We start from the raw sequence: 25,227 nt of genomic DNA, 5'->3' as shown, positions 1-25,227 counted from the left end.
CGGGATGCATGGGGATGGGGTGACGAATATATTTGTAGAGAACGGAAAACGGAAGGGCTTGCCGCCTTGACCCAGATGACATGGGCTTGGCGTCCGCCATTCGCCGAATGAACGCTTCCGGGATGGAAAACGGCGGTCCGATCCGTGCGTTTCGAACGGCATCCGTCGATCGGCGATCACCGTAAATCGGGCAATGTGATGTGAGGAGGGACCAAGTGGTCGATGACAAATCGTTTCGTGACGTTTTGGGAAGATGGGTGACCGGCGTCGCGGTGATTACAACGGTGTGGAAGGATCAAGTCCACGGCATGACCGACAATGCCGTGATGTCGGTCTCATTGAAACCGCCGCTGATTCTCATCTCCATTGACGAAAAAGCGAGCATGCTCGCTAAAGTGCGGGCGGCCAACAACTTTGCTGTCAGCATTCTTTCCAGCGAGCAAAAAGCGCTGTCCCAGCATTTTGCCGGACAACGACAAAGTAAAGAGACGGTCGACTTCGATGGGTTCATGGGGTGGCCCGTCATCAAAAACGCTTTGGCATACATCGCTTGCAAAGTTCATGATGCCCGTCAAGCGGGGGACCACGTTTTGTTCCTCGGCGAGGTCGAGCATTTATGGGCGCGCTCCGGACGGCCGCTAATCTTTTATCAAGGCCGTTATCATGCGTTGCAGGACATGGAAGATAAAAAATAGGAGGCGGGCTTGCCTCCGTGAAGAAGTACATGTTTGTCCCGGTACCGGCTGATGTACGGCAAGCGCTTGGCGGGTTTGCCTCCGTGCAAATGAACATGTTTGTCGCCGCCGGCCGCGGAGCCGCCTCACGGCCCCGCCGCCAGCGCCATCCAAAAGAAAGGCTTTCATCGCCGCCCCCATCAGCGGTTCATTAATTCCCGCGGAGACCCGAACGGTTTGCAACGGGCTGGTACCACGGCAGGCCGTTTTTTATAAAAGGCGGCCGATTTTTTTGCGGATGTCGTTCATGAACGGACGGGCGATTTCACGCGCTTTTTCCGCGCCTTCCGCCAACCACTTGTCGAGCTTCGCTTTGTCGTCGATCAATTCGCGATAGATGCGGCGGGGTTCCACCAATTTGCGGTTTAAGAGTTCAAACAACATGTTTTTCACTTCGCCGTAACCGATGCCTTCCCGATAACGGCGAGCGAGCGCTTCGACTTCTTCTTTTTCCGCAAAACCCCTGTAAATATGAAACAACGTCGATTCTTCCGGATCTTTCGGTTCTTCCGGCGGCTTGGAATCGGTTTTAATGCGGAAGATCAATTTTTTCAACGTCTTTTCGTCGCTGAAAAGCGGAATGACGTTACCGTAACTTTTGCTCATCTTGCGGCCGTCCAGACCGGGGATGACGGCGGTCGCTTCATCGATGAGCGCCTCCGGCAAGCGGAAGGTCTCGCCGTAGGTGCGGTTGAAGTTTTCCGCGATGTCCCGGGCGATTTCCACGTGCTGAATTTGGTCTTTTCCAACGGGGACGAGGTCGGTTTTAAACAAGAGGATATCGGCCGCCATCAGCACGGGATAGTTGAAGAATCCCATGTTCACTCCGGTATCGGGATCACGCCCCGCTTTCAAGTTTTCCTCGACCTTCGCTTTGTAGGCGTGGGCGCGGTTCAACAGCCCTTTGCTCGCCAGGCACGACAAAATCCACGTCAGCTCGAAAATTTCAGGGATGTCGGATTGCCGATAAAACAGGACTTTATCGGGATCGAGCCCGAAAGCGATCCAAGCGGCCGCGATCTCATAAGTGCGGTCGTGGAGTTCTTTCGGATCGCGCATCGTCGTTAACGCGTGGTAATCCGCGATGAAATAGACGGGCTTGACGCCGGGCTCTTGGGTCAGCTCGATGGCCGGACGGATTGCGCCGACATAGTTGCCGATGTGCAAATCGCCCGTCGGCTTAATTCCCGTTAATACAATTTTTCCTTCCATTTGCAATCAACCTCCTCGAAACCTCTATTTTGAACGGCCCCACGGTTTATGCGGGATCAACAAGGAAGAAGCGGGTTCAATTTAGAGGCGAACCGGTTTAAGGAATTCTTTCGACGATCGGAACCTCCCGGAAGAGTCGAGCGCATTCCTTTGCAGGAAGCGGGTATTCGGCAACGCGTGGGGGTTCCGATTGTTTGCCCCGTTAAATAATGGAACCCCCGCCCTGAAAAAAGGACGGGGGAACCCGTGGTGCCACCTTCATTCGTTCATCGCGAACGCGCTCGTTGTCATAACGGTTTGAACCGCCGACGCCTACTGAACGTTCGGGTCGGAGCTCGGAAGCCCATTCGGCGAAACGGATATACCGGCTTTCCACCCGCCGCCGGCTCTCTATCATACCCGGATTTCGCTTACTCTTCTTCGTCATCGCTGATGCCTTATGTTCGATTGTGCGCCATCCTACAACGATGCACTTCTTTTGCTCAGTAATCTTAAGCCAAGTTCGGCGAAAAGTCAAGGCGTTGCCGGGAAAAGATGCAGTCAAGCTTTTGTGGGCATCTTTTTTGTACAATCCATTTTGTAAGCGCTCTTCTATTTTCTTGGTCTTCTTGCTTTAGATCTCTCCAAGTTTTTAAAAACCGATCAGCCCTTTCAAAGCGCGGTGAATCATCGTGCCTGAAGATTGTTTCATATAGGGGATGTTGTCGCGTACATCATTTACGATTTGCTTGGTCAGCCTTTTACGGGTTTTGGTCTCTGGAGCCTTACGACCCGAACCGTTTGTTTCACGGTTCGGCACCCATTGCCCAAACCACGTTTTGACCTCCAACCGATCCTTGTCGGCAATTATCCATTGGGTCATCGCCTCTACACCGGCTGCACTCCAACTGCGCCCCTGTTTGAGGCGAGCCGCAAATTGGCTCATCAAGCCTTCCGAAGCCCCCATCGTGCACAGCCTGTGCGTGTCTATCCCTTGCGCTTCGAGCCACGCTTTATAATCCCGTAACGCTTCTTTATGATTCGTGATATACGCGATGAACGCCTCCAGCTTTGTTTCGCCTTCCGGTGTAGCCATCGTTCCCACGGCACTGTTCAACTCCACGATCAACCGCTCCGGATCATTCTCGTTCAGCGCCCGTCTCATCGTGGAATAGCGCGGATGATCTTTCATGATTAGATGCAAATCGCGGGCGACATGGAACCGATCCAAATGATAAAACGCCCGGCCCTTGAAGTCATCTTGGCAAGCCGAAATCCAACCGGCTCCATCCCCGTTAATGACCAACTTCGTTTTCGTCGCGTCATAGTCGTAGTGCTGCTCCAAGAAGCTTTCAAAGCCTTCCCAAAACGGCTCGGAGCCCGTGTGGAAATAGTGCCGTTTATTCTTCAATTTCCGCCGTTTGGAGCCGTCTTGTTCCCAACCCGTATGGACTAAAGCGATCTTAAGTTCTTTCGCCTTTTTCTTCTTGCCGCCCTTTTCTTTTTGCTGTTTCACAAATAACCCGTCCACCTCGACAAAAAGCACCTCAGGCGCGGGTTGTTTGGACTTCGGCTCACACACCTCGGATGCGAGGAGATGCTGACGCAACGCTTCGTGGCTCATGGGGGCATACCCTAAGAATGTCTCCAATTGCTTCACGGCGTGGCGGTAAGACGGACCGGCCACGGCCAAGGCCATTGCCCATTGTTCAAGAAGCGGGCTGAATCCCTTGCGGCCGTCAAAAGCCAGATACTGATCCAATAAAGCGATATAACGACCATTTTCCCGGTCTTGATAATAGTTGCGTTTGATGGTCAACGGACCGAACATCGTATCGATGTGAACGTCGCGCCGATCTTTCAAGCGAAAGCGACGTTTATCCCGCGCTTCGGCGATTTCGGCATCCATCTGTTCCAAAACCATCGTCAAAACCTTGCCAAACATCTCCTGTAACACCTGAAAGACATGGCGTTCAAGCTCTTCTAAAGTCGGGTATTTCGGGTTATAATGTCTCATGTGAGGGCCTCCTTTGTACGGTTTTTTTGGACAAACTCATTGTACAAAAAAGAGGCCCTCATTTCTTGTTTTTCCTGCTTTCTCTTACTGAACGATCGCCTGATGGCCTTGGTGGCTAGGACTGGATGAAGATCATCTGCTCCTAGCCATCAAGGTCTATTTATTTAACTAATATTACCATTTATTCCTTTCCTTGCTCCCACAATTATTTTACTCCTACCCGGGAAAAGAGCGCCCATCGTCCGGCGCTCCGTGAAAGGGCGCCGGAGCGGAGGCAGGCTTCGGGGCTCCTCATAAAGCCGCTGGCTGCGCGCTGATGAGGCCCCTGGATGAAGGCGTCAAAGATCGCCCATGAGGTGACATTTGTCATGATGAACGGATGACAACCCCCACTGGCCGCCGTGTGGCCTATTTTTTTATGCTGGCGATAAAGGAGGGGGACCGATGTATCCGGTCGTGAAATTAGAGAAAGTGACAAAGATCGAAAAGGGAAAGACGATTCTCGACGATCTCAGCTTTGAAATCGAAAAAGGCGGCGTGACGGCGCTCGTTGGACCGAACGGCGCGGGCAAAACGACGCTCCTCTCGATCTTGCTCGGCATCAGGCGGCCGACGAGGGGAAACGTGACGGTCGCCGGCCGCCCGCCCGGCCATCCGGAAGCACGAGTCAAAATCGGCGCGGTTTTTCAGGAAGCACCGTTCATTGATTACATCAAAGTCCGGGAGATGATCGACCTATGGCGCGCCTTTTACCGAAAGCCGTTAACGGCGGATGCGCTCATTGAAATGGCCGGTTTGAGCGATGTCGCCGATCAATACGCCCGTCGGCTTTCCGGCGGTCAGAAGCGCCGGCTTGAGTTTGCGTTGGCGATGGCCGGCGATCCCGACATTTTGATTTTGGATGAGCCGACGAACGGGATGGATGATGCCGCAAAAACGCGTTTTTGGGAGATCGTTTGCCGTCTAGGACGAAGCGGAAGAACCGTCCTTTTCACCGCCCATTCAGCTGAAGAAGCGGCGCGGTGGGCGACGCGCCTGATCGTATTGAACGCCGGGCGGCTCGTTGCCGTCGGGGAGCCAAGCGCCTGATAGGCCCGTTTGGAACGGGCGGGACACCCACCGACTTGGACGGCCGCGGATTGGAATGACCGGACCTTGCGCGGGATCGAAACAAAGTAAACGAAGATGGGAAGGAGCCATGGGACGGGATGAAGCGGTCGACGGGGAATACCGCCGCCATCGAGGAATTTGTGCGGCTCAAGCCTGGCTGCGAGAAACCCAGGAAGCAAAGGAGGGGAAGAATGGTGCGCGCGACGCTGTATTTATGCCGCATCGAGCTGTTGAAAACGTTTCGAAATCAATATTTTATATGGCCGTCCTTGTTTTGGCCGTTGTTGTTTTATTTTATCTATACGGATGTCGTGGCGGTTCCGAATCGGTACGGCGGCGTCCGTTGGGCGGCGTTTTTTCTCATGTCGATGGCCTCATTCAGCATCCTGGCCCAGTCGCTCAGCGGGTTGAGCCTTCGTTTCGCCCAGGAAAAGGAAAGCGGATGGGCACGCCGGTTATGGATCACGCCGCTGCCGAGAGGCGGGCACCTGCTGTCCAAGATATTCGCGCAAATGGTGCTTAACGCCTTTATCCTTTTGTTCATTTTTCTCGCCGGCGCAGTCGTCAACGGCGTCCGCCTGCCGGTCGAGGCATGGATCGGTTGCTTTGTATGGCTTTGGTCAGGCGGTTTGACCTTTATGGCGCTCGGCCTTTTTATCGGAACGGCGGCCAACGCACAATTGTCGAACGCTTTAACCAACGTTTTGTATCTCGGGCTCGCCTTGGCGGGCGGGTTATGGACGCCGCTCCCCTATTTACCCAAAGCCTTGCAGGCGATCGGCGTATGGCTCCCCTCCTTTCGCTACGGGGACGGAGCCTGGCGGCTGCTGTCCGGTGAAGCGCCGTCCGCCATGGATATCGGACTCCTTGTTGTCTATTTTCTCATTTTTGTCGTATTATCGATTTATAGCCTTGCAAGAAAGAAAGAGGGATGAGCGTGTGGCAGCGGCTTCGCGCGGAATTAAACCCGCTCATCTGGCTCGTCTATTTGTTTTTTCCGGTGTGCGATTTGATCGGCCGACCGTTTTCCGAAGCGGTATATGGTTACGCCGCCTTGATTCTTTTTGTCTATTTCTACCGAAAGAGCTACCAGGATTGGGCGATTCGCTTTCGCTATCTCTTCCTTCAATGCGTCATCATCGCGGCGTTCACTTGGCTATATGGAGCCGAATATTTTTCCTTGTTCATCTATCCGGTATCGCTCTCAGGAAACGACCCGCGTCCGAGGACCAGTTACTATGTTTATGCGACGGTGTTTTTCGCGGTTGCCGTTCTTTACAGCTTCGGCCGCATTCCGCACGATGTGAATTTTTTCTTGAGCAGCGTTCCGACCATTCTGATGTTGCTTTTGATGCCCGTGGTTGTGCGCTCGCTATCTCAATACATAAGAGTGGCGAATGAACTGGAGGCGGCGAACAAAAAGATTCAAGCGCTGGTCAAACAGGAAGAACGCCAGCGCATCGCCCGCGATTTGCATGACACGCTCGGCCAGTTGCTGTCCATGATGGCGTTAAAAAGCGAACTGGCCGGTAAACTGATCGATCGCGATCCGGAACGGGCAAAGCGGGAAATTGCCGACGTTCATCAAACGGCGCGCGCGGCGCTAAAAGATGTCCGCCACATTGTCAGCTCGATGAAAACGACGTCGTGGGACGACGAAATCCGCTCGGCGCGGGAGATCTTAGATGTGGCGGGCATTGTCTGCCGCTATGAGCGGACGGGCCTGCCCCGGTGGTCCCCTTTAAAAGAAAGCATATTAAGCTATATTTTGCGCGAGCTCGTCCATAACATCGTGAAACACAGCCGCGCGAAGACTTGTTCCATCATGATCCATCACGAGCCTGAAACCATTTTTCTCATTGTCGAGGATGACGGAATCGGATTTTCAGAAACATCGAGCGGCGGCAGCGGCATCATCGGGATGCGGGAACGGCTCGCCATGGTGGATGGCGCGCTCGTCTATGAACCGACATCCCGCGGCACGCGCGCCGTTATTACGGTACCCGTGACAGCGGCGCAAGCGGGGAGGCGTTCAGAGTGAGGGAGAGAATTCGCATCGTCATCGCGGAAGATCAAGGCATGCTGCGCAGCGCGATCGCCACGCTCCTCAATTTGGAAGACGATTTGGAAGTGGTCGGCGAAGCGTCGGACGGCGCCGAAGCGTTGGCGTTGATAGAGGACAAGAAGCCGGACGTTTGCCTGATGGACATCGAAATGCCGGGCATGAACGGGCTGGAAGTGGCCCGCCGATTAAAAGAAATCGGCGCGGAGACGAAGGTCATCATCGTGACGACGTTCGCCCGCCCCGGTTATTTCTGCGCCGCTTTAGAGTCGGGCGTCCACGGCTATTTGCTCAAGGATACGCCGAGCGATGAACTGGCCGAAGCGATCCGCCTCATCCATAACGGCCGGCGTGTGTTCAGCCCGGATTTATCCTTTGAGTGGATCAAAGCAGAGCCGCCGTTGACGGAAAGGGAGTTGCAAATTTTGCAGTTGGCCGCGGCCGGGAAGACGTCCGCCGAAATCGCCGGCGCGTTGTACCTTTCCAACGGGACGGTGCGCAACTACATGTCCGAAATCTTGCAGAAGCTGGGTGCGAAAAACCGTGTGGAAGCGATCGCGATCGCCAAAAACAACGGATGGCTGCCCTAAAAACCGTTTCCGTTCTTTCAAAGTATCAACTGCAACGCCGTCATGTTTTAAGAGCTTTGGCCGCTTTATAACGCATCGTCTTGAAAAGATTTCTTGAGACGGGAATGAAAGGCGTCGGCGATAATTTACGCTTTTAAAACAGCCTCGTTCGGCAGCGCCTCGTGGACACGCAAGCCGCCGCGACGGCCGGCATGTCGTTCCTATCATCGACATGGAAGCGTCGCATGCGGGAAAGGATCTTTTCTTTTTCTTTGCGTAAAAATGGTTTCGTTCGTTCCTCCGTTTCAAACGCAAAAACCGCCAACCCCTAATCGGTTGGCGGTTTTTTACGTGATTTTGCTCAAAACGGCCCGTGTGGCACGATTCGATCAGGCTTCTCCGCACAAGCCGTCCCGTCTGTTCGCAAACAGTCTCCCGCGCCGCGCGGCTTTTATTCTTCACACCGCCCCGTCGAAGCCGTACAGGCCTCGGCTAAGGCCAAATCCGCCACGGCATCGGCGGGCGTCACCAGTCCGCTCCAATCAGAGTCTTGGATCATCCGGCACACCTCCAGAAAGCGGGCCTGCGCCATCGCCTCATACCAACTCTGCCGATCCGTGAGTTCCAATGTCCGCCGATAGGGCCGGCGGCCGGCTGACAAGTGTTTTGAATGGCCGGATGCCGATATTGACGCCGCTGCTGCCCGGACTTTTTCGACGGCCTCTGCTGACGGTTGGGTGGGCACGGCGTCGAGCAGAGCGTCGATCCAGTCCGCCTGTCCCGCCGTCAGCGTACCTTCGATATACAGCCGTTGGGGAATCCAACCGTCGAGCACGATTCGGCCTTGCGCACAGTAGACATCCCATTGCGTCGACTCGGGTGCGTCCGAGTCCATGACGAAACCGTGGTAGTAGTGGACCGGGATGTACTCATGAGGAGACGGAGCCCCTGTCTTTTGCCTCGTGTTTTGTCCTTCTTGTAAATCATCCCGCCCTGTCCGATCGCGGTGAAGCACGCTCGCCCACATGCGCGACGATTCTCCGTTGGCTTCCGTTAAGGCGAAGCCTTGGGCTTCTACGGCGTCGCCGAACCAATGGCGGCCGACTTCAAAGAAGTGAACGCCGTGTTCGATGAAGAGCCCCCCGCTCCGTTCACGGTCCCAGAACCAATGGCCGGATGCGACGCGGTGTGCGCTGTTGCGCAGACTGGCGTGGTATACCCGGCCCAGCAGGCGGTGGCGGATGATCTTTTCAGCCGCTTCCACCAGAGGGTTGTACCGCAAAACCAGGTTGACGGCGAATGCGCGCCGCTGTTTCTTCGCGAGCCGGGCAAGATTTTCTAAAGCGGTTGCATTCAGTGCGCCCGGTTTCTCCACAAGCAGGTGTTTGCCCCGCTTGAGCGCCAGTTCGCCGAGCGGCGCATGAAGGCGGGGCGGTGTGGTCAAGATCACCACGTCGATATCCGGATCCTCGATAAGCTGGGAAGCTTCCCGAAACTCGCGCGGGCGTCCGGCCTCGGAGCGGTGAAGGCGATAGGCGCTTATTACGCTTTGGCGTTTTTCGTCCGTGCGGCCGGCGACGGCTGCCAATTCAAATTCAGGCAACGGGGCGAGCGCGCCGGCTAGGAATGTCGCAAAAGCGCCCGCGCCGGCAATGCCGACGCGATAGGGCGGATGCGGAGTAGGCATCGGCGTCTTCACCTCCCTCCATTCTGCATAATATACCACATTATGTCGACAACATGAATGGTCAAGCAGACACGGACCGCCGTAATCCCAGTTTGAGAGCCGTTCCCGCCAAGGACGGTTAGGCGGCCGAGTTGAAGCCAGACAAGGGATCAGCAGGACCGCGGCGACGCCCAGCGCCAACGACGGTAAGGGGAAATACCGGGTGTCAAAGCGTTTGACTTGCCATTCCATGGGAATATTATGTATACTATTAGCATCCAGAACTGTTGAGTGCTAATAAAAGGTTTTCACAAGCCTCACGTCTTTTATTTTCTCATTCATACATCTGTTTCGGTCTTCGTACGGCACGAATCTCGAATCTAATGGAGGGATGGCAAAATGAAAGCATTGCTTTTAGCCGGAGGTTTGGGCACTCGACTTCGTCCTTTAACCGAAAATTTACCGAAGCCGATGGCGCCCATCGCGAATCGCCCTTGGTTGGAACATCTCATCACCCATTTGCGTGAACAAGGCGTCGACCACTTTGTCATGGCGGCGCGCCACTGCTCGGATGTGATTCGTCGCCATTTCGGCGACGGCCGCCGCTGGGGAGTGAAGATTGAGTACGCGGTTGAACCGTTCCCCATGGGGACGGCCGGAGCCATCAAAAACGCGGAACGCTTCTTTGATGACTGCTTCCTGGTGTTCAACGCCGACATCGTCCATCTGCCGGAGCTGATCCCGCTGCTCGAATTTCACCGCCAGCACGGCGGCATCGCCACCATTGCCTTGACGGAAGTGGATGATCCGACTTCGTACGGGGTCGTCGAACAAGACGATACCGGACGGATCCTTCGGTTTGTTGAGAAGCCCCGTCCTGAAGAAGCGCCGTCCAACCGGATCAATGCCGGCTTGTACATCCTCGAGCCGGACGTCTTCCGATATATTCCGGCGCAGCGCGAAGTTTCCATTGAACGCGAAACGTTCCCGCGTTTGATTCAAGAAAGTGCCGGCGTCTATGGCATGATCAGCCGCGGCTACTGGCGCGATATGGGAACGCCGAGCCGTTACCGCCAAGTTCATTGGGATGTGCTCGACCGACGGTTTCCCCTTCCCATGCAAGGACGTCAGGTTCAGCCCGGTGTATGGGCAGGGGAAGACGTCGAATTCGGTAAAGGGGTGCTGTTCGTGCCGCCGGTTTTGATCGGCAACAAAGTCAAGATCGGCGACCAAGCGGTGATCGGTCCTTATGCCGTGATCGGCGACAATTGCCGCATCGGCGCCCGCGTCCATTGTTCAAATTCCATCTTGTGGGATCGTTCGGTCGTACGCGACGGCAGCCGTCTCAGCAACAGCATTTTCGGGTACCGGACCGTGGCGCCTGCCGGCGAGGTGTTCAAAAATTCGATCATCAACGATCCCGGAGAGGTGATGCAAGCATGAAGCGGATTGCCTATGTCAGCACGTATCCCCCGCGCCGCTGCGGCATCGCCACGTTCACCGAGCATCTTCGAAGCAGCGTGTGCGTAGCCGGCAGCCGGCGCGACGACGACCCGGTGATCGTGCTCTATAACGAAAACGACGGAGATGGGGCCTATCGGAACGATCCGAAGTTCTGGCCGCTGGCGGCTGAAGACCGCTCGGCGTATAAACAGATGGCGGAACGGGTCAACCGCAGCGATGTGTCGGTCGTGGTTTTGCAGCACGAATTCGGCATTTTCGGCGGCGAAGCGGGTGAATACATATTGGATTTCATTCACGCCTTAAAAAAACCGCTCGTCACGACGTTCCACACCATCTTTGCCGATCCGCAGCCGCCTTATCGGCGGATTCAACAAGAAATCGCCGACGCAAGTAACGCGATCGTCGTCATGAATCGCCGGGCGATCCCGTACTTAACCCATGCGTTTAACTTGCCGGAACAAAAAATCATCTACATTCCGCACGGCGCTCCGGAACCGCGCGACGAGGAGCGCGATCAACTCCGGAGCGAGCTCGGATTTGAAGGGCGCAAAGTCCTGTTCACCTTTGGATTGCTCAACCGCGGCAAAGGCATTGAATCGGTGATCCGCGCTTTGCCGGGTGTCGTCCGTGAAGTGCCGGAGACGTTGTATGTCATCGCCGGCCAAACGCACCCCGAAGTGAAAAAGCGCGAAGGGGAAGCGTATCGCGAGGAATTGCAGGACATGATTCGCCGCCTCGGGCTGGAGGCGAATGTGCGGATGGTCGATCGCTATGTCAGCGAGGAAGAACTGGTCGCTTACTTGACGGCGTGCGACCTTTACATCACGCCGTATCCCGGCATGCAGCAAATCACGAGTGGCACGTTGGCCTACGCGGTCGGCGTCGGCCGTCCGGTCCTCTCGACGCCCTATGAACATGCCCGCGATCTGCTGCGCGGGTGCGAGGAACTACTGCTGCCGTACAACGATATCCCCGCTTGGGAGCAGCAACTCCGCCGCTTATTGTCCGATGACGCGACGATGCGGCATTGGGAGGAGAAAATCAGAGAGATCGGCGCGAACACCTACTGGCCACGCGTCGGCGGGCAATACCTCCAGCTGTTTGAACGGCTCAGCGGCGAAACGGACGGCCATGAAAAAGCGGCAGAACGATGGGAAGGTGAGGTGAAGCCCGTTGTCTCCGTCAGTCGTTAAGTTCGATCATTTGGAACGCATGACTGACGACACGGGGTTGCTTGAGCACAGTTTAGGGCGCATTCCGCGCCGCCGCGAAGGGTATTCGACCGACGACAACGCGCGAGCCATCTGTCTGTGCCTGGAGTGGCTCGATCTGTTGGGAGACGATGCGCTTGACGAACGCCGGCGATTATTCCGGCTGCTGGACCGGTATTTAGCCTTCTTGCTCTGGGCGCAAAGGGAGGACGGTTGGTTTCAGAACAACTTTTATTTTGACCGCACCCCGGAATCGGAAACGCGATCGGATGACTGCTTGGGCCGCTCACTTTGGGCCACGGCGGTCGCTTACGTCCAGCTCGGCGATATGGCCCGGAAGCGCGTGGCCGCCGAGATTCTAAGGCGATCGCTTACGGCCGGCCGTGAGCTCCGGTTTTTGCGCGGCCAAGCCTGGGGGCTCGCGACTTGCGGTTTGCTTTTAAACGAGCGAAGCGGGGATTCGGCCTTGCCTTCCGGTGTCACGGAAGATGATCTCACCGAACTGGCGAACGCGTTTGAGCAGCGTTTGCTCGCCGCTTATCGCGCGCACAGGACGGAGGACTGGCGTTGGTTTGAGCCGCAAATCACGTACGCCAACGGGCTCTTGCCATGGGCGCTGTTTGTGGCTTATCGGTACCATGGAAAACGGGAAACGTTGCAAGTCGCCAAAGAGAGCTTCGATTTCCTTTTGACCAAGATGAGCGGGCGCGACGGCGTCATTCGCCCAGTCGGCAATCGCGGCTGGTGCGACGCCGAACACCGGGCCGACTGGGACCAACAACCCATCGATGTCATGAAGTTGGCTTTGGCTGCGCGCGAGGCTTATCGCGCCACGGGAGACGAGGTCTATCGCGAAGTCGTTCGCCGCTGCCGAAATTGGTTTTACGGCGACAATGACCTCGGCACGCCCCTAGCGGATCCGAGCGATGGGAGCTGCTGTGACGGCCTGAACCCGGACGGACCGAATCCGAATCGGGGCGCCGAATCGACGATTTCCTACCTGTTGACGGAGGCCATTGCCCGATCGTTGGGCTTCGAGGAAGACGTCGCAAATCGCTTCGCTCGCGCAGTCGTTTCCCATGTTTAAACGGTTAAATGGATTCCATACCCGAAGCGAAAAGCGTCGGGTAAAATGAATTGTCGAGGCGCAAACCCTCACGGACAACACCGTCGGGGGCGAAAGCGCCTTTTCTCTTTTTTAGGCCTCGATTTTCTCTTATGTGTGCGCCGTGCCATCGCAATTTTCAAACGGAATTCCCGTCAAGTTTTTGCCACATTTTTGGAAGTGTAAGCGCAACAGCCGAAGAATTAAATAAAAGTTCACAAGCGTCGCGGTCATCGCGTACTACCATAGACATGTAAAATCGTTATCCCGGCCATTTTTTTGCCCTTCTAAACATTATGTTAACTTGAGAACAGCCAGAGAAAGGAGGCAGCTGTCTTGGCGACTTTATCAATCAGTGGAATCATCCTTCGTTTTTTGCTAGGCGGGGGCGCCGTGGTCGCCTGTCATCTCGTTTCGAAAACATTGGATTCAAAATGGGGAGGAGTTTTTGCGGCCTTCCCCGCTGTCTTTTTGGCGGCGCTTTTGGCGCTTAGGCTCGATGCAACGGGCGAGGCATTGGTGAAAAAATCGGTTGAGCTCTCCCAAGGGGCCGTGATCGGGATGCTGATCGACATTTTTTGTGCCATGGCCGTCGTTTACTTTTCGACGAAGCAAGGTTGGAAGCGCGGGTTGACCCAAGCTTTGGCCGGCTGGTTTTTCGTCTCCTTGGTTTATGCCGTTTTATCGGGATATTTTTGATTGTGGATCAGGTGATTGAAATGGTGATACGTGATTTACTCCTTCGTTTTATACTCGGCGGCTCGGCCGTCGTCTTGAGCTATGTCACGGCGCAACGATTGCCGTGGAAAGCAATCGGCGGGATTTTCGCGACCTTTCCGGCCGTGATGGTCGTCGCCGTCATGATGGTCGGATGGAAGAAAGGGTCGAAAGAAGCGGCCAAAAACGCCCGGGGCTCGGTTTATGGGATGATTGGCGGTCTCATATGTGTCATGACGTTGTTATTTACTCTTAAAACCACTCAAAACTGGGGGATAAGCGTGATCTTAGGGCTGCTGATGTGGTTGACGAGTTCGCTCGTTCTCGCCCACAGATAACACGAAAACGCCGGGTGCGACGGACGCGTTAAGGCGAGGGCGTTCATGCTAGGGATCCGTTTGGCGGCGACACCGGCTCGATCGGACTTTCTTTTTGAACATCCCCATGTTTTCCGTGCTTGGCGGGGCGAACGGGACCGTAATACAATGTAAATAACACCGCATGCACGATGCTCATCCCGATGAGCATCCGTCTGCGCGCAAGAGGCCGTTCATAAAAAAGAGAAAAAGCCAAACGGTTGAATCGAACGCGGGATTCGCCGTCGGTTTCCCTCCATCTGCTATGCGAACGGCCGATGGAACTGGACGGGGGATATGAAAAGGAGGCGGTGGGATTGGATCACGCGATCGCCATTGGAATCGCCGGACATATTGATCACGGCAAAACGGCGTTGACCAAGGCGCTGACCGGCATCGAAACCGATCGACTCATCGAAGAGAAAAGGCGGCAAATCTCCATAGAAAACGGTTATGCTTTTTTGGACGTCGGGGAAGGGCGGCGCGTCGCCGTCATCGACGTGCCCGGCCATGAACGCTTCATCCGGCGGATGATCGCCGGCGTCGCCGGCATTCAGCTCGTCGTCTTGACCGTTGCCGCGGATGAAGGAATCATGCCGCAGACGAAAGAACATTTGTCGATTTGCCGCTTGCTCGGCGTGCCCAAAATGGTCGTCGCGCTGACGAAAACCGCCTTGGTCGACCGCATCCGCCTGGCGAACGTGCGCAGCGCCGTGCAAGCGGTTTTGATGGGCACGGAGTATGAAGGTTCGCCGATTTATGAAGTGGACAGCCTGAGCGGTGCAGGGATTGACGAACTCCGCAGCGCCCTCGTCTCGTTTGCGCGGACATATAAGGGCATTTCCAAAAAAGAACCGCTGCGCCTGCCGATTGACGACGTTTTTACCGTACCCGGACACGGGACGGTCGTCCGCGGCACCATCTTTAATGGGACGATTCGAAAAGACGGCGCCTATGTGTTGTTGCCGGAAAATCGCCCGGTCCGAATCAAAGCGCTGCAAGCGCATCATGTCCAAGTGTCGGAAGCCGGGGCGGGCGGGCGAGTGGCCGTGAATCTGGCGGCGGTGGATCGCGACGAGGTCAAGCGCGGCGACGTCCTTGCCGCGGACGGTGCCTATGAGCCGTCGCTGCACCTCGACGTCCGCTTGCAAGCCCTCGAAGAGATGTCCAAGCCGTTAAAACAGCGGGCGGAAATCATGTTCCATTTGGCCGCGGCCGCGATTCCCGGCCGGCTCATCTTTTACGACCGCAACCGATGGGAGCCGGGGGAAGCGGTGTATGGGCAAATTGAACTATCCCGTCCGGTCGTGGCGAAAAAAGGGGATCGGTTTATCGTGCGCCGGCCGTCTCCCGCCGAGACGCTCGGCGGCGGGGAAGTGATCAACCCGGTCGCTGAAAAGCACCGCCACCGGGCGGAGACGGTTCGGGAACTTAAAAAGCTGGCCGAAGGGGAGCCCGAGGACTGGATCAAAGCGGCTCTGAAGGAAAACCAAATCATGGATGGCCAAGCGATCTTGAGAATGACCGGGCTGGATGAAGCGTCTAGAGACTCCGTCCTGAAGCGTTTGATCGCCCAGGGAGAGGTCGTTGAAGCGGGCGCCGGCCTCTATGCCTCGCGCTTCGCTTTGGAACGGGTGCAAGCGCGCCTCGTGGATCGGCTCACCGCCTTTCATGAGCGGTTTCCTCTGCGATCGGGGATGTCGCTCGCGGATTGGCGGGAACTTCATGACGTGCCGGAGGCCTTGGTGGAAGAAGCGGAACGGCGTTTGAAGAGAGAAGGCACGATCGCGCTCCAAGGGCATCTCGTGCACTTGACTTCCTTTTCCCCACACGCTCCCGCCGCATGGCGCGAGCCGCTGCTGGCGCTTGAAAAAAAACTGACCGCGCAAGGACTCATGCCCGCCGCGTGGGCGGATTTGGTCAAAGAAGCAGGGCTAGCGGAAACCGTCGCTTCCGATTTCTATCATTACTTGTTGGAACAAGGCAAAGCGTTGCGCCTTTCCGAGGATCGCTTGATCGCGGTCCGTGCAGTCCGACAAGGGATCGAACGCCTGAAAGCGGCGACGGGGGATCGATTTACGATCGCCGAAGCCAAAACCATCCTTGGCTTGACGCGGAAATTTGCCATCCCGTTTTTGGAGCTTTGTGACCGGCTTGGCGTGACGAAGCGTGAGGATAGCGTCCGGGTATGGATGGAGTCTGTAAAAGCATGGTGTCGTGAATGATGGAAGGGATCGGAAGGAAGCGGGGCAGGCGTACCCCGTTCTCACTTGAATCGGATTGAGCCTGGAGATTTCTTTTGCGGGAGGATTAAGGCCGGTATTCCATCAACCAACAATCCCTGAGTTCGCCTTCATGCCATTCATGTTTGGGAAGCCGCTTGATCTTTTGGAAACCACAGCGTTCATAACAGCGGATGGCTCGCACGTTCCACGTTTGCGGGTCCATAACGACCCGGTTGGCGCCTTTTTTATGAATCAAATACGCCGTCATCGAGCGAACGAGAAGCGAGCCGATGCCGCGATTCCATAACGTCGGCTCCCCGATGAATGGGTCGGTACCATATATGACGTCGTCTTGGGCATATCCATAGTCGGCTTTGGCCGAGGCGTCCAGCGGGTAGAATTGAATATAGCCGACGGCTTGGCCATCGTATTCAACGATGCAGCGGGTCACTTCGTCCTTGCGATCATAAAAATGGGCATGGACTGTTTCCATGTCATGAGGCCGGTCCCGGCCTTCATAATAAGCCAAGACCGTTGGATCGGTCAGCCATTGGACGAGCAGCGGCTTGTCGTCGATTTCCAACGGCCTGACCTTTAACTTTTCATTTTCAAAAATGAGCATTGGACGCCCTCCGGGATCGCGAATGAAAAATGGCATGGTCAAAGGATCGGCCAGCTTTTCCAGCCGATCCTTCATCGAGCCGTCCGCCGTTTTTTCGGCATCTTTTGGATGACTGCATTTCTGCGCAGCTCCGTGTTGTGGAAACCACATCATTCCTTGCGGATGCGGCCGATGAGCGCCGTTGCGATGGAACTAAATAAATTGGCCAAAAAGTCGAACATGGAAATCGAGGCCTCCTTATATGGACACAAAAAACCGATCTTTGCGAAGCGAGGTTTCTTTTACCATCCTATCAATTCTGCGGCCATAAGTGAAGAGTCCCTCCTAAAAAATGGCAATGGCGCGGCAAACGGGTATCCGTCTGCCGCGCCATTTCGTGCGTTCAGGTCATTGGGAAGTGGCGAGGCCGGCTTGCCATCAACGAACGAGGATGGGGCGTTCGCCTTTTTCCAGAACCTCGCCGATGATCGTCGCATCTGTGATGCCCCGCTCGTGGAGCGCCGCGACATAAGCGGAGGCTTCCGGTTTGGATAGGCTGACGAGCAGTCCTCCCGAAGTGACCGCGTCGGCGAGTATCAGGCGTTCGTATTCCGGCATGTCATTGGGGAAAGCGACTTTGTCTTCCAACCATTTCAAGTTGTTTTTCGAGCCGCCGGGCACGACGCCATCCTTGGCCAGCGCCTCCGTTCCCGACAGTATGGGCACGGCGTCCTTGCTGATTCGGAACGTGACGCCGCTGCCGGACGCCATTTCATAGGCGTGGCCGAGCAAACCGAATCCCGTTACGTCGGTGACCGCTGAAGGGGAATGCCGTTTGAGGCATTCGGCCGCCGTTTTGTTAAGCGCGGCCATCACCCGGGTCACTTTTTCGATCTTGTCCTCGGACAACCGATCGCGTTTGATGGCCGTCGTTTGGATGCCGACCCCGATCGGCTTAGTGAGGACGAGCACATCGCCCGGTTTGGCGCCGACATTTTTATAAATATGGTCGGGATGGACCGTTCCGGTCACGGCCAGCCCGAACTTCGGCTCTTTGTCGTCGATGGAATGGCCGCCGATCGTGACGGCGCCCGCTTCGTCGACTTTTTCGCCGGCGCCTCTCAAGATTTCGGCGAGCATTTCCGGACCCAGCACCGACATCGGGTAACCGACGATGTTCAACACCGTCTTCGGTTCGCCGCCCATCGCGTAAATATCGCTCAGGGCGTTTGCCGCGGCGATCTGTCCAAACATGTAGGGATCATCGACGATCGGGGTAAAGTAATCCACCGTTTGGATCAAGGCGAGATCATCCGTCAACTTAAACACGCCGCCGTCGTCGGACGTATCGGTTCCGACAAGCACGTTCGGATTTTCTTTTTGTTTCGGTAAGTGACGCAAAACTTGCGCCAAGTCCTGAGGACTGAGCTTGCAGCCTCACCCGGCTTTGGAGGACATGTGCGTCAAACGCTTGATGTCCGTCATGGCCGTCACCTCTTTTCCGCAGCTGTAGCCTCTTTTGCGAACAAAAGAGGTTTGTTCTAAAATATAATACACGACCAAACGGCGATCATCCAATTAATAGGATCGGATCGCACCGGGGTGAAAGGCTTGCCGGAAGCCACCATGCCCCCTCTTTGACGGAAGAGCGAAAGGCGTGAAAACATGACGACCAACCCGTTGAGACTCTTGCCATCCATTAAAAAAATACAAGACAGCCCTGATTTTCAACGATGGCTGTCGGTCTACGGGATCGACGAACGTTATTTGACGGAAATCGCGAAACGCATCGTGTCGGAAGCGCGGCGCGATTTAAGGGAAAACGCATGGGACGCGGCCGAGGATCGCCTCTTTACGCACATCATGGAGCGATTCAACGACCGCGTTCGCCGCTTGCTCAACCCGCCGTATAAGACGGTCATCAATGGCACCGGGGTGGTCTTACATACCAATTTGGGGCGCGCCCGCCTCAGCCGGCACGCCGTGGAGGCGGTGGAAGCCGTTGCGGAAAACTATAGCGATTTGGAATTCGATTTGGAAACCGGTGAGCGCGGTTCGAGGTATAAGCGCGTGGAAGAGCTGCTCACCTTATTGACGGGCGCCGAAGCCGCATTCGTCGTCAATAACAATGCGGCCGCGGTGTTTCTTGTTTTGAAAGCCTTAAGTTACGGCCGAGAAGTGATCGTTTCCCGCGGGGAGCTCGTCGAGATCGGCGGCTCCTTTCGCGTGTCTTCCATCATGGAAGAAAGCGGCGCAAAGCTGGTGGAAGTCGGGACAACAAACAAAACCCACGAAGCCGATTACCTTCGGGCCATCGGCCCCGACACCGCGATGATTCTTAAGGTCCATCGCAGCAATTTTTCCATGCACGGATTTACTTCGGACGTTCCCCGCATGAAACTTGCCGAGATCAGCGGGGAGCACGGGCTTATCTTTTATGAAGACCTTGGCAGCGGCGCGTTTTACGATTTTAAGGCGGCTGCCATTGGCGATGAGCCGGTCATTACTGATATTTTAAAAGAAGGGGTCGACATCGTTTCCGCGAGCGGCGATAAATTGTTCGGCGGCCCTCAAGCCGGCATTATCCTCGGAAGAAAAGCGCTGATCGACCGCTTGCGCCAGCATCAGCTGGCCCGTGCGCTGCGCGTCGATAAAATGACGCTCGCCGCCTTAACGGCGACCTTGCAGCAATACTTGTTCGCGAAAGCGACGGCCGATCTGATTCCGACCGTGCGCGACATTACGGCTGCGGCCGAAACGATCCGGCCGCGAGCGGAAAAGCTTGCTAAACAGCTCAATGCGGTTGACGGTCTCGATGTTCGTCCCGTCGAGACGACCGCTCGCGTCGGCGGCGGAACGATGCCCGATGTCGAATTGTCCAGCTGGGGCGTGGCGGTCGGTCACGCTGAACTGTCCGCCACACAATTGGCCAGGCGGTTAAGGAAAACGGATCCTGCCGTAATCGGGAGAATTGAACGGGATGCATTGATTTTGGACTGCCGGACCATCACGGCGGAAGAAGTGGAACTCGTGGTCGAAGCCTTTCAGTCGCTTGTTTAATCGCGCCGGCATTCCTTGGTGCCGCTGAAAAAGATGTTTAATCGGCTCGTTTTGTATGAATAATTAGGGAAGGGCCGGGCTTCGCTTCTCCCGTCCGCCTATTTTATTTTTTGTTATAAGTATTACTTATAATACTTAATAAAAGCTTCGTCATTTACTTATGTCAAAGCTTGGATTATGATGTACATGTAACCCTATGCACAGAGATGCACCAAAGGAGTGACAATGGATGCCGACTTCTTTTTTAAAGGAAAGAGCGAAGTACGATGTGTACAACGCGCTCGATACGTTTGAAGTGAACGGCAAGACGTACCACTATTACAAGCTCGACGCTCTGAAGAAGTTTGGTGACATCGATCGGCTGCCTTATACGATTAAGGTCTTGCTCGAATCTGTTTTGCGCCAATATGACGGAAAAGTGATTAAAAAGGAACACGTTGAAAATCTTGCAAAATGGGGAACGGACGAGCTGGATCCGGACGTCGATGTGCCGTTTAATCCGTCTCGCATCATTCTTCAAGACTTCACCGGCGTGCCGGCGATCGTCGACTTGGCGTCCTTGCGCAAAGCGATGGCGGACATGAGCGGCGACCCGCGGAAAATCAACCCGGAAAAACCGGTAGACCTCGTCGTCGACCACTCGGTCCAAGTCGACCGCTACGCGACCAACGATGCGTTGAAATACAATATGGAACGCGAATTCGAACGCAACATTGAGCGCTATAAATTTTTGAAATGGGCGCAGTCCGCGTTTGAAAACTACCGCGCCGTTCCGCCGGCCACGGGTATCGTTCACCAAGTCAACCTCGAATATTTGGCGTCCGTCGTCCACGGCGTTGAAGAAGACGGCGAATACATCGCTTATCCCGATACGCTGGTCGGTACGGACTCCCATACGACGATGATCAACGGCCTCGGCGTGCTCGGTTGGGGCGTCGGCGGCATTGAAGCGGAAGCCGGCATGCTCGGCCAACCGTCTTATTTCCCGGTTCCCGAAGTCATCGGCGTCCGGCTGATCGGAGAGCTTCCGAGCGGAACGACGGCGACCGACTTGGCGCTCCGAGTGACGCAAATGCTCCGCGAAGAAAAAGTCGTCGGCAAATTCGTCGAATTCTTCGGCCCGGGCATGTCGAAAATGTCGCTGGCTGACCGCGCGACGATTTCCAATATGTCGCCGGAAAACGGGGCGACGACGACCTTCTTCCCAGTCGACGAAGAAACGCTCAGATATTTGCGCCTGACGGGCCGCAGCGAAGAACACGTCAAACTCGTTGAAACCTATTGCAAAGCCAACGGATTGTTCTACACGCCGGACAAACCGGAACCCCGCTTTACTAAAGTGCTCGAACTCGATCTGAGCACCGTGCAACCGGCGTTATCCGGCCCGAAACGCCCGCAAGACTTGATCTATCTTTCCGATATGAAAAAAGAATTCCGCGAGGCGTTGACCCGGGAAGCCGGCGTGCATGGATTCGGCCTCGGCGCAGACGAAATCCATAAAACGTCGACCGTTCATTACAAAGATGGAGCCGAAGAAGAATTGAAAACCGGTGCCATCGTCATCGCGGCGATCACGAGCTGTACGAACACGTCCAACCCGAGCGTGATGATCGGCGCGGGCCTCGTTGCGAAAAAAGCCGTGGAAAAAGGGTTGAAAGTCCCGCGTTACGTCAAAACGAGCTTGGCGCCGGGTTCCAAAGTTGTGACGGACTATTTAAGAGATTCCGGCCTGCTCCCGTATCTTGAACAACTCGGGTTCAACCTCGTCGGTTACGGCTGCACGACGTGTATCGGGAACTCCGGTCCGCTCCTTCCGGAAGTCGAAGAAGCGATCACGAAAAACGACATGACGGTCGCTTCCGTGCTGTCCGGCAACCGCAACTTCGAAGGGCGCATCCATCCGCTCGTGCGCGCGAACTACTTGGCGTCGCCGCCGCTGGTCGTCGCTTATGCGCTGGCGGGGACGGTCGACTTCGACTTGCTCAACGATTCCTTCGGCAAAGACAAAGACGGCAACGATGTCTACTTTAAAGACATTTGGCCGACGTCCGAAGAAATCGAAGAAGTCATGGCTCAATCCGTCAGCCCGGAAATGTTCAAGAAAGAATATGCGCGCGTCTTTGATGAAAACGAACGTTGGAACAGCTTGGAAACGAGCACGGGCGAGCTTTACGAATGGGATGAACATTCGACTTACATTCAAAACCCGCCGTTCTTCGAAAACTTGAAGCCCGAACCGGATCCGATCCAACCGCTTAAAGGCTTGCGCGTCATCGCCAAGCTGGGCGATTCCGTCACGACCGACCACATTTCGCCGGCCGGCGCGATTGCGAAAAACAGCCCGGCGGGTAAATACCTCATTGAACACGGCGTCGAACCGCGCGATTTCAACTCCTACGGTTCCCGCCGCGGCAACCACGAAGTGATGATGCGCGGCACGTTCGCCAACATCCGGATCCGCAACCAATTGGCACCGGGTACCGAAGGCGGTTATGCGCCGTACTGGCCGACGGGCGAAATCCTGCCGATTTACGATGCGGCGATGAAATATAAAGAGGACGGCACCGGTCTCGTCGTCATCGCCGGCGTCGATTACGGCATGGGGTCTTCCCGCGACTGGGCGGCCAAAGGCACGAACTTGCTCGGCATCAAAGCCGTCATCGCGGAGAGCTTCGAACGCATCCACCGCTCCAATCTCGTCTGCATGGGCGTGCTCCCGCTTCAATTTAAAGAAGGGGAAAATGCCGACACGCTCGGATTGACCGGCAAGGAAACGTTCAACATCGATATCGCTGACGACATTAAGCCGAAACAGCTCGTCAAAGTCACCGCGACGGATGAAGACGGCAACGTGAAAACGTTTGAAGTCATCGCCCGTTTCGACAGCGAAGTCGAAATCGACTATTACCGGAACGGCGGCATCCTGCAAATGGTCTTGCGCCGCAAGTTCCAAGAAAGCAAACAGTAATCCGATGATGAAACACCCGGCGGATGAACTCGCCGGGTGTTTGCTTATCCACTTGCGCCGCAGAGAACATGGCCTCGCCGCTTTAGCGTTCATGCGGATGGTTTCATGGGCCAGTGTTTAATTTTACATAATAGTAAGTTCGGAAATCGGCTTCGGAGCCGTTTGGATGGCTGCCGGCAGCAATCCGGATGGCGGCCGAGCTTTCACTGCGCCGCCCGGCGTTTGGATGAAACCCCCATCCTAGGTGCGCGAGGCGGGCATTCGATTCATTGAAGGTTTCAAGCGTGCAACGTGGAGCGACGTGAAGGAGGAGGTTGCCATGCACATTAACGGGATCACCGTTCGCGGCGTCGATGTCGATGCTCAGACCCGGTGCCGCCACTATCATACGGAAAAGGATATCATCGCCATCAAGTTTCGTTGCTGCAACACTTACTACCCTTGCTACCAATGCCACGAGGCGCTGGCGGACCATCCGATCGAAGTCTGGAAAAAGGAAGAGTTTGAGGAAAAAGCGATTCTTTGCGGGAATTGCGCAACGGAATTATCGATTCATGAATATTTGGCCTGCCGGTCCGTCTGCCCGCATTGCGGGGCGCATTTTAATCCGGGATGTGCCGACCATTACGCGCTGTATTTTGAGCGTTAACGGCCGCCCTGCGGAAGGGCAGGGGAGTGCCCTTCTTCCCCAGGGTCTGTGGAACGCCTTTGATGGCGCCGGCGGGGTAATGCTGGCGCTACGGCCGGCTTGGCCCGGCTGTTCGGTTTAAAGATCGGCGTCATGCTTGTTTTGTCACCGCGCGTTTTGTTTCTTCCGATCATGAGCCGTCGGAGCGCTCGCTTTGAAACGCGGCCATTCCGTCTCGAAGGCTCCATGCGCTCAAACTTCCCGCTCCGCTAAGCGTTGAGACGCATACGTCAAGATGAACGCCGAAAGGATCAACGATGCGATGAGGGCGGTGACGCCGATCCAGCCGAAACCGCTCCAGAAAAATCCGCCGAAGGCGCCGACGAGGCTTGAGCCCGCATAATAGAACAAGAGATAAAGGGAAGAAGCCTGGGCTTTGTTCGCCCGTGCGCGCTCCCCGACCCAGCCGCTCGCGACGGCGTGGGCGCCGAAAAAGCCGAAGGTGAAAACGGCCAGGCCGATGATTTTGACGATCACTGGCGAAAACAACGTGATGACGGTTCCCGAGAACATGATGGCGAGCGATCGCTTAATGGCCGGTGCCGCACCAATGATGTCGGCCGATTTCCCCATCCAAGTCGAACTGAACGTTCCCGTCAAATAGACGAGAAAGATCAAACCGATGAGCGTTTGGCTGACGCGGTATGGCGGGTTCGTCAGCAAAAAACCTATGTAATTGAACATCGTGACAAAGCCGCCCATCAGCAAAAACGCACAGAGAAACAGGGATACGAGGCCCGGATGTTTTAAATGGCCGATGAATTTGCGCCCCGTCTCTTTAAAGGAAGTCGGTTTCGGGCGGAAATGGTTTGGCCTCGGCAAGGCGTAATAAAAATAGAGGCTAAATAAAAGACTTAATGCCCCCAAAGCGATGAGGGCGATGCGCCAATTGAACCAATCGGTGAGCGCTCCCGTCGCCAATCGCCCGAACAGACCGCCGATCGAATTGCCGCTGATGTACAGCCCCATCGCGCGGCCGAGGCTGCGTTTATGAAATTCTTCGCCGATGTAGGCCATGGCGATCGCCGGTACCCCGGCCAACGCGACGCCGAGAAACAGGCGCATGGCGATCAATGCGCGGAAGGATGGGGCAAACGCCGTGGCGATCGCGATGAGGCTGGCCGCAAACATGGAGATCGACATGATGCGTTTGCGACCGATCGCATCGCTCAACACGGCCGAAAACAACATAAAAACGGCGAGCGTCGCCGTTGAAACGGAAAGGGACAGGCTCGCGACCGCGGGGGATATATGATAAGTCTTTGTGAAGATCGGCATGAGCGGCTGGACGGTATAAAGATTTGAAAAAGTGACGAACCCGCCGGCGAATAAGGCGAGACTCGCGTGGCGAAACGCGCGCGTGCCGCTTTCGATGTAATCCAATGGGGTCACCTTCTGTTATAAAATTAAGATAATGGACGTTTTCATCATAACGCTCGGATGCCGTTCATTCAAAACCCTTGCTCTTGAGCACGTCTGCACA

General features: G+C 55.6%; 21 protein-coding genes and 1 other annotated feature. Of the genes, 14 read left to right on the top strand and 7 right to left on the bottom strand.

The genetic code is table 11. The features are described 5' to 3' along the window. Positions 1–215 precede the first annotated feature (215 nt). Positions 216–695: a flavin reductase family protein gene (locus GBH70_RS13985; protein ID WP_151681613.1), complete on the top strand. Its 480-nt coding sequence runs from the start codon at positions 216–218 to the stop codon at positions 693–695. A gap of 249 nt (positions 696–944) precedes the next feature. On the opposite strand, the gene GBH70_RS13980 is transcribed toward GBH70_RS13985, so the two are convergent. Both GBH70_RS13980 and GBH70_RS13975 read right to left on the bottom strand, forming a co-directional pair. Beyond that, on the bottom strand, positions 945–1,946 hold the full coding sequence (locus GBH70_RS13980; protein ID WP_151681612.1) for a tryptophan--tRNA ligase: 1,002 nt from the start codon (positions 1,944–1,946) through the stop codon (positions 945–947). 227 nt (positions 1,947–2,173) lie between these two features. Continuing rightward, positions 2,174–2,382, bottom strand: a binding site (T-box leader). Between the two features lie 195 nt (positions 2,383–2,577). Then, the gene (locus GBH70_RS13975; protein ID WP_151681611.1) at positions 2,578–3,942 is read right to left on the bottom strand and encodes an ISLre2 family transposase; all 1,365 of its coding nucleotides are present in this window, start codon (positions 3,940–3,942) and stop codon (positions 2,578–2,580) included. A 444-nt stretch (positions 3,943–4,386) separates the two neighbouring features. On the opposite strand from GBH70_RS13975, the gene GBH70_RS13970 reads away from it, so the two are divergent. The 4 genes from GBH70_RS13970 (at position 4,387) to GBH70_RS13955 (ending at position 7,704) form a co-directional block, all read left to right on the top strand. After that, positions 4,387–5,031, top strand: coding sequence for an ABC transporter ATP-binding protein (locus GBH70_RS13970; protein WP_151681610.1), 645 nt, complete (start codon positions 4,387–4,389; stop codon positions 5,029–5,031). Positions 5,032–5,150: 119 nt separating this feature from the next. Further along, positions 5,151–5,987 (top strand): ABC transporter permease, encoded by an 837-nt coding sequence (locus GBH70_RS13965; protein ID WP_151681609.1) that lies wholly within the window; start codon positions 5,151–5,153, stop codon positions 5,985–5,987. Beyond that, positions 5,984–7,093, top strand: coding sequence for a sensor histidine kinase (locus GBH70_RS13960; RefSeq protein ID WP_151681608.1), 1,110 nt, complete (start codon positions 5,984–5,986; stop codon positions 7,091–7,093). The genes GBH70_RS13965 and GBH70_RS13960 overlap by 4 nt, the downstream gene beginning before the upstream one ends. Then, entirely contained in the window at positions 7,090–7,704 is a 615-nt protein-coding gene (locus GBH70_RS13955; RefSeq protein ID WP_259370064.1) for a response regulator transcription factor, read from the top strand. The genes GBH70_RS13960 and GBH70_RS13955 overlap by 4 nt, the downstream gene beginning before the upstream one ends. A 430-nt stretch (positions 7,705–8,134) precedes the next feature. On the opposite strand, the gene GBH70_RS13950 is transcribed toward GBH70_RS13955, so the two are convergent. After that, positions 8,135–9,370 carry a Gfo/Idh/MocA family protein gene (locus tag GBH70_RS13950; RefSeq protein WP_151681617.1) on the bottom strand — a complete coding sequence of 412 codons (1,236 nt, stop codon included), beginning with the start codon at positions 9,368–9,370 and terminating at the stop codon, positions 8,135–8,137. Positions 9,371–9,748: 378 nt separating this feature from the next. Between GBH70_RS13950 and GBH70_RS13945 the strand changes: the two genes are divergently transcribed. The 6 genes from GBH70_RS13945 (at position 9,749) to selB (ending at position 16,427) form a co-directional block, all read left to right on the top strand. Further along, positions 9,749–10,792: a nucleotidyltransferase family protein gene (locus GBH70_RS13945; protein ID WP_151681607.1), complete on the top strand. Its 1,044-nt coding sequence runs from the start codon at positions 9,749–9,751 to the stop codon at positions 10,790–10,792. Continuing rightward, positions 10,789–12,006 (top strand): glycosyltransferase family 4 protein, encoded by a 1,218-nt coding sequence (locus GBH70_RS13940; protein WP_151681606.1) that lies wholly within the window; start codon positions 10,789–10,791, stop codon positions 12,004–12,006. The genes GBH70_RS13945 and GBH70_RS13940 overlap by 4 nt, the downstream gene beginning before the upstream one ends. Beyond that, positions 11,987–13,111 carry a YyaL domain-containing protein gene (locus tag GBH70_RS13935; protein WP_151681605.1) on the top strand — a complete coding sequence of 375 codons (1,125 nt, stop codon included), beginning with the start codon at positions 11,987–11,989 and terminating at the stop codon, positions 13,109–13,111. The genes GBH70_RS13940 and GBH70_RS13935 overlap by 20 nt, the downstream gene beginning before the upstream one ends. Before the next feature lie 354 nt (positions 13,112–13,465). Continuing rightward, complete coding sequence (locus GBH70_RS13930; protein WP_172967555.1) at positions 13,466–13,828, top strand: DUF3147 family protein; 363 nt, start codon at positions 13,466–13,468, stop codon at positions 13,826–13,828. A 20-nt stretch (positions 13,829–13,848) separates the two neighbouring features. Beyond that, entirely contained in the window at positions 13,849–14,184 is a 336-nt protein-coding gene (locus GBH70_RS13925; protein ID WP_151681615.1) for a DUF3147 family protein, read from the top strand. A 335-nt stretch (positions 14,185–14,519) separates the two neighbouring features. Further along, positions 14,520–16,427, top strand: a complete 1,908-nt coding sequence (gene selB / locus GBH70_RS13920) for a selenocysteine-specific translation elongation factor (RefSeq protein WP_172968316.1) — start codon at positions 14,520–14,522, stop codon at positions 16,425–16,427. 85 nt (positions 16,428–16,512) lie between these two features. Here selB and GBH70_RS13915 read toward each other — a convergent pair whose 3' ends face one another. Further along, positions 16,513–17,049, bottom strand: coding sequence for a GNAT family N-acetyltransferase (locus GBH70_RS13915; protein ID WP_151681614.1), 537 nt, complete (start codon positions 17,047–17,049; stop codon positions 16,513–16,515). Between the two features lie 417 nt (positions 17,050–17,466). Next, positions 17,467–18,513: a selenide, water dikinase SelD gene (selD, locus tag GBH70_RS13910; protein WP_151681603.1), complete on the bottom strand. Its 1,047-nt coding sequence runs from the start codon at positions 18,511–18,513 to the stop codon at positions 17,467–17,469. Between the two features lie 180 nt (positions 18,514–18,693). On the opposite strand from selD, the gene selA reads away from it, so the two are divergent. The 3 genes from selA to GBH70_RS13895 all read left to right on the top strand — a co-directional run bounded on the left by selA (position 18,694) and on the right by GBH70_RS13895 (position 23,705). Next, on the top strand, positions 18,694–20,088 hold the full coding sequence (gene selA, locus GBH70_RS13905) for an L-seryl-tRNA(Sec) selenium transferase (protein ID WP_151681602.1): 1,395 nt from the start codon (positions 18,694–18,696) through the stop codon (positions 20,086–20,088). Positions 20,089–20,317: 229 nt separating this feature from the next. Further along, positions 20,318–23,056 (top strand): aconitate hydratase AcnA, encoded by a 2,739-nt coding sequence (gene acnA / locus GBH70_RS13900; RefSeq protein WP_151681601.1) that lies wholly within the window; start codon positions 20,318–20,320, stop codon positions 23,054–23,056. A gap of 319 nt (positions 23,057–23,375) precedes the next feature. Beyond that, the gene (locus tag GBH70_RS13895) at positions 23,376–23,705 is read left to right on the top strand and encodes a CHY zinc finger protein (protein ID WP_151681600.1); all 330 of its coding nucleotides are present in this window, start codon (positions 23,376–23,378) and stop codon (positions 23,703–23,705) included. On the opposite strand, the gene GBH70_RS13890 is transcribed toward GBH70_RS13895, so the two are convergent. Together GBH70_RS13890 and GBH70_RS13885 are read right to left on the bottom strand one after the other, a co-directional pair. After that, positions 23,702–23,932, bottom strand: coding sequence for a hypothetical protein (locus GBH70_RS13890; protein WP_151681599.1), 231 nt, complete (start codon positions 23,930–23,932; stop codon positions 23,702–23,704). The genes GBH70_RS13895 and GBH70_RS13890 overlap by 4 nt on opposite strands. Before the next feature lie 4 nt (positions 23,933–23,936). After that, positions 23,937–25,127 (bottom strand): MFS transporter, encoded by a 1,191-nt coding sequence (locus GBH70_RS13885; protein WP_151681598.1) that lies wholly within the window; start codon positions 25,125–25,127, stop codon positions 23,937–23,939. Between the last annotated feature and the right edge of the window lie 100 nt (positions 25,128–25,227).

This window comes from Weizmannia acidilactici, assembly GCF_008974225.1.
Taxonomy (GTDB): Bacteria; Bacillota; Bacilli; order Bacillales; family Bacillaceae_C; genus Weizmannia; species Weizmannia acidilactici.
Note: the sequence above shows the minus strand (reverse complement) of the source record. Positions and strands in the feature narration are given on the sequence as shown.

Coding starts and splice junctions, on each gene's coding strand:
- GBH70_RS13940 (WP_151681606.1), top strand. CDS start 10,789: ATGAAGCGGATTGCCTATGTCAGCACGTATCCCCCGCGCCGCTGCGGC.
- GBH70_RS13895 (WP_151681600.1), top strand. CDS start 23,376: ATGCACATTAACGGGATCACCGTTCGCGGCGTCGATGTCGATGCTCAG.
- acnA (WP_151681601.1), top strand. CDS start 20,318: ATGCCGACTTCTTTTTTAAAGGAAAGAGCGAAGTACGATGTGTACAAC.
- GBH70_RS13960 (WP_151681608.1), top strand. CDS start 5,984: ATGAGCGTGTGGCAGCGGCTTCGCGCGGAATTAAACCCGCTCATCTGG.
- GBH70_RS13965 (WP_151681609.1), top strand. CDS start 5,151: ATGAAGCGGTCGACGGGGAATACCGCCGCCATCGAGGAATTTGTGCGG.
- GBH70_RS13890 (WP_151681599.1), bottom strand. CDS start 23,932: ATGGAGCCTTCGAGACGGAATGGCCGCGTTTCAAAGCGAGCGCTCCGA.
- GBH70_RS13975 (WP_151681611.1), bottom strand. CDS start 3,942: ATGAGACATTATAACCCGAAATACCCGACTTTAGAAGAGCTTGAACGC.
- GBH70_RS13970 (WP_151681610.1), top strand. CDS start 4,387: ATGTATCCGGTCGTGAAATTAGAGAAAGTGACAAAGATCGAAAAGGGA.
- GBH70_RS13915 (WP_151681614.1), bottom strand. CDS start 17,049: ATGCTCATTTTTGAAAATGAAAAGTTAAAGGTCAGGCCGTTGGAAATC.
- GBH70_RS13980 (WP_151681612.1), bottom strand. CDS start 1,946: ATGGAAGGAAAAATTGTATTAACGGGAATTAAGCCGACGGGCGATTTG.
- selA (WP_151681602.1), top strand. CDS start 18,694: ATGACGACCAACCCGTTGAGACTCTTGCCATCCATTAAAAAAATACAA.
- GBH70_RS13950 (WP_151681617.1), bottom strand. CDS start 9,370: ATGCCTACTCCGCATCCGCCCTATCGCGTCGGCATTGCCGGCGCGGGC.
- GBH70_RS13945 (WP_151681607.1), top strand. CDS start 9,749: ATGAAAGCATTGCTTTTAGCCGGAGGTTTGGGCACTCGACTTCGTCCT.
- GBH70_RS13925 (WP_151681615.1), top strand. CDS start 13,849: ATGGTGATACGTGATTTACTCCTTCGTTTTATACTCGGCGGCTCGGCC.